Genomic DNA, 3432 nt, shown 5'->3' on the forward strand with positions numbered 1-3432 from the left:
AGTAAGTTTTTGCGTCGCAAAACGCTTTTTAAAAAATTGATTAAGTCTTCGATCGATTAGTATTCGTCAGCTCCACGTGTCACCACGCTTCCACCTCGAACCTATTAACCTCGTCATCTTCGAGGGATCTTATAACCGAAGTTGGGAAATCTCATCTTGAGGGGGGCTTCATGCTTAGATGCTTTCAGCACTTATCCCGTCCATACATAGCTACCCAGCTATGCCGTTGGCACGACAACTGGTACACCAGAGGTATGTCCATCCCGGTCCTCTCGTACTAAGGACAGCTCCTCTCAAATTTCCTACGCCCACGACGGATAGGGACCGAACTGTCTCACGACGTTCTAAACCCAGCTCGCGTACCGCTTTAATGGGCGAACAGCCCAACCCTTGGGACCGACTACAGCCCCAGGATGCGATGAGCCGACATCGAGGTGCCAAACCTCCCCGTCGATGTGAACTCTTGGGGGAGATAAGCCTGTTATCCCCGGGGTAGCTTTTATCCGTTGAGCGATGGCCCTTCCATGCGGAACCACCGGATCACTAAGTCCGTCTTTCGACCCTGCTCGACTTGTAGGTCTCGCAGTCAAGCTCCCTTATGCCTTTACACTCTATGAATGATTTCCAACCATTCTGAGGGAACCTTTGAGCGCCTCCGTTACCTTTTAGGAGGCGACCGCCCCAGTCAAACTGCCCGCCTGACACTGTCTCCCACCACGATAAGTGGTGCGGGTTAGAAAGCCAACACAGCTAGGGTAGTATCCCACCAACGCCTCCACGTAAGCTAGCGCTCACGTTTCAAAGGCTCCTACCTATCCTGTACAAGCTGTGCCGAATTTCAATATCAGGCTACAGTAAAGCTCCACGGGGTCTTTCCGTCCTGTCGCGGGTAACCTGCATCTTCACAGGTACTATGATTTCACCGAGTCTCTCGTTGAGACAGTGCCCAAATCGTTACGCCTTTCGTGCGGGTCGGAACTTACCCGACAAGGAATTTCGCTACCTTAGGACCGTTATAGTTACGGCCGCCGTTTACTGGGGCTTCGATTCGTAGCTTCGCAGAAGCTAACCACTCCTCTTAACCTTCCAGCACCGGGCAGGCGTCAGCCCCTATACATCACCTTACGGTTTAGCAGAGACCTGTGTTTTTGATAAACAGTCGCTTGGGCCTATTCACTGCGGCTCTTCTGGGCGTGAACCCTAAAGAGCACCCCTTCTCCCGAAGTTACGGGGTCATTTTGCCGAGTTCCTTAACGAGAGTTCGCTCGCTCACCTTAGAATTCTCATCTTGACTACCTGTGTCGGTTTGCGGTACGGGCACCTGTTATCTATCTAGAGGCTTTTCTCGGCAGTGTGAAATCAACGACTCGAGGAAACAATTTCCTCTCCCCATCACAGCTCAGCCTTATGAGTGCCGGATTTGCCTAACACTCAGCCTTACTGCTTGGACGTGCACTCCAACAGCACGCTTCGCCTATCCTACTGCGTCCCCCCATCGATTAAAACGATACTAGGTGGTACAGGAATATCAACCTGTTATCCATCGCCTACGCCTGTCGGCCTCAGCTTAGGACCCGACTAACCCAGAGCGGACGAGCCTTCCTCTGGAAACCTTAGTCAATCGGTGGACGGGATTCTCACCCGTCTTTCGCTACTCACACCGGCATTCTCACTTCTAAGCGCTCCACATGTCCTTGCGATCATGCTTCGACGCCCTTAGAACGCTCTCCTACCATTGTCCAAAGGACAATCCACAGCTTCGGTAATATGTTTAGCCCCGGTACATTTTCGGCGCAGTGTCACTCGACTAGTGAGCTATTACGCACTCTTTAAATGATGGCTGCTTCTAAGCCAACATCCTAGTTGTCTGGGCAACGCCACATCCTTTTCCACTTAACATATATTTTGGGACCTTAGCTGGTGGTCTGGGCTGTTTCCCTTTCGAACACGGACCTTATCACCCATGTTCTGACTCCCAAGTTAAATTAATTGGCATTCGGAGTTTGTCTGAATTCGGTAACCCGAGAGGGGCCCCTCGTCCAAACAGTGCTCTACCTCCAATAATCATCACTTGAGGCTAGCCCTAAAGCTATTTCGGAGAGAACCAGCTATCTCCAAGTTCGATTGGAATTTCTCCGCTACCCTCAGTTCATCCGCTCACTTTTCAACGTAAGTCGGTTCGGTCCTCCATTCAGTGTTACCTGAACTTCAACCTGACCAAGGGTAGATCACCTGGTTTCGGGTCTACGACCAAATACTCAACGCCCTATTCAGACTCGCTTTCGCTGCGGCTCCACATTTGCTGCTTAACCTTGCATCAGATCGTAACTCGCCGGTTCATTCTACAAAAGGCACGCCATCACCCATTAACGGGCTCTGACTACTTGTAAGCACACGGTTTCAAGTTCTCTTTCACTCCCCTTCCGGGGTACTTTTCACCTTTCCCTCACGGTACTGGTTCACTATCGGTCACTAGAGAGTATTTAGCCTTAGGAGATGGTCCTCCCAGATTCCGACGGAATTTCACGTGCTCCGTCGTACTCAGGATCCACTCAAGAGAGAATATGTTTTCGACTACAGGATTATTACCTTCTTTGATTCATCTTTCCAGATGATTCGTCTAACATGTTCTTTTGTAACTCCGTATAGAGTGTCCTACAACCCCAACAAGCAAGCTTGTTGGTTTGGGCTCTTCCCGTTTCGCTCGCCGCTACTCAGGGAATCGATTTTTCTTTCTCTTCCTCCGGGTACTAAGATGTTTCAGTTCTCCGGGTCTGCCTTCTGACATGCTATGAATTCACATGTCGATAACATGACATAACTCATGCTGGGTTCCCCCATTCGGAAATCTCTGGATCAACGCTTACTTACAGCTACCCAAAGCATATCGTCGTTAGTAACGTCCTTCATCGGCTTCTAGTGCCAAGGCATCCACCGTGCGCCCTTAATAACTTAATCTATGTTTTCCACCATATTTTGAATAACAATTCAAAATAAATAGCTAAAACTAGTTATTAATCTTGTGAGTGTTCTTTCGAACACTAGCGATTATTTATGAATTCAAGCTTATTTAAAACTCTATTCACTCGGTTTTGCTTGGTAAAATCTTACTTACTTATCTAGTTTTCAATGTACAAAGAATGTTAATAAACATTCAAAACTGAATACAATATGTCACGTTATCCCTCATCTTCGTAGAAGATGTTCCGAATATATCCTTAGAAAGGAGGTGATCCAGCCGCACCTTCCGGTACGGCTACCTTGTTACGACTTCACCCCAATCATTTGTCCCACCTTCGACGGCTAGCTCCAAATGGTTACTCCACCGGCTTCGGGTGTTACAAACTCTCGTGGTGTGACGGGCGGTGTGTACAAGGCCCGGGAACGTATTCACCGTAGCATGCTGATCTACGATTACTAGCGATTCCAGCT

Annotated in this window: 2 rRNA genes; both read right to left on the reverse strand. The window is 48.8% G+C overall.

The annotated features are described in order from the left end of the window. Positions 1-36: 36 nt before the first annotated feature. Positions 37-2958, reverse strand: a 23S ribosomal RNA gene (locus IEZ21_RS49245). 264 nt (positions 2959-3222) lie between these two features. Next, positions 3223-3432 (reverse strand): 16S ribosomal RNA (locus tag IEZ21_RS49250); the annotation flags it as partial.

Origin of the sequence: Streptomyces flaveus (assembly GCF_014647675.1) — a bacterium.
In the GTDB taxonomy this organism is placed as follows: Bacteria; Actinomycetota; Actinomycetes; order Streptomycetales; family Streptomycetaceae; genus Streptomyces; species Streptomyces flaveus.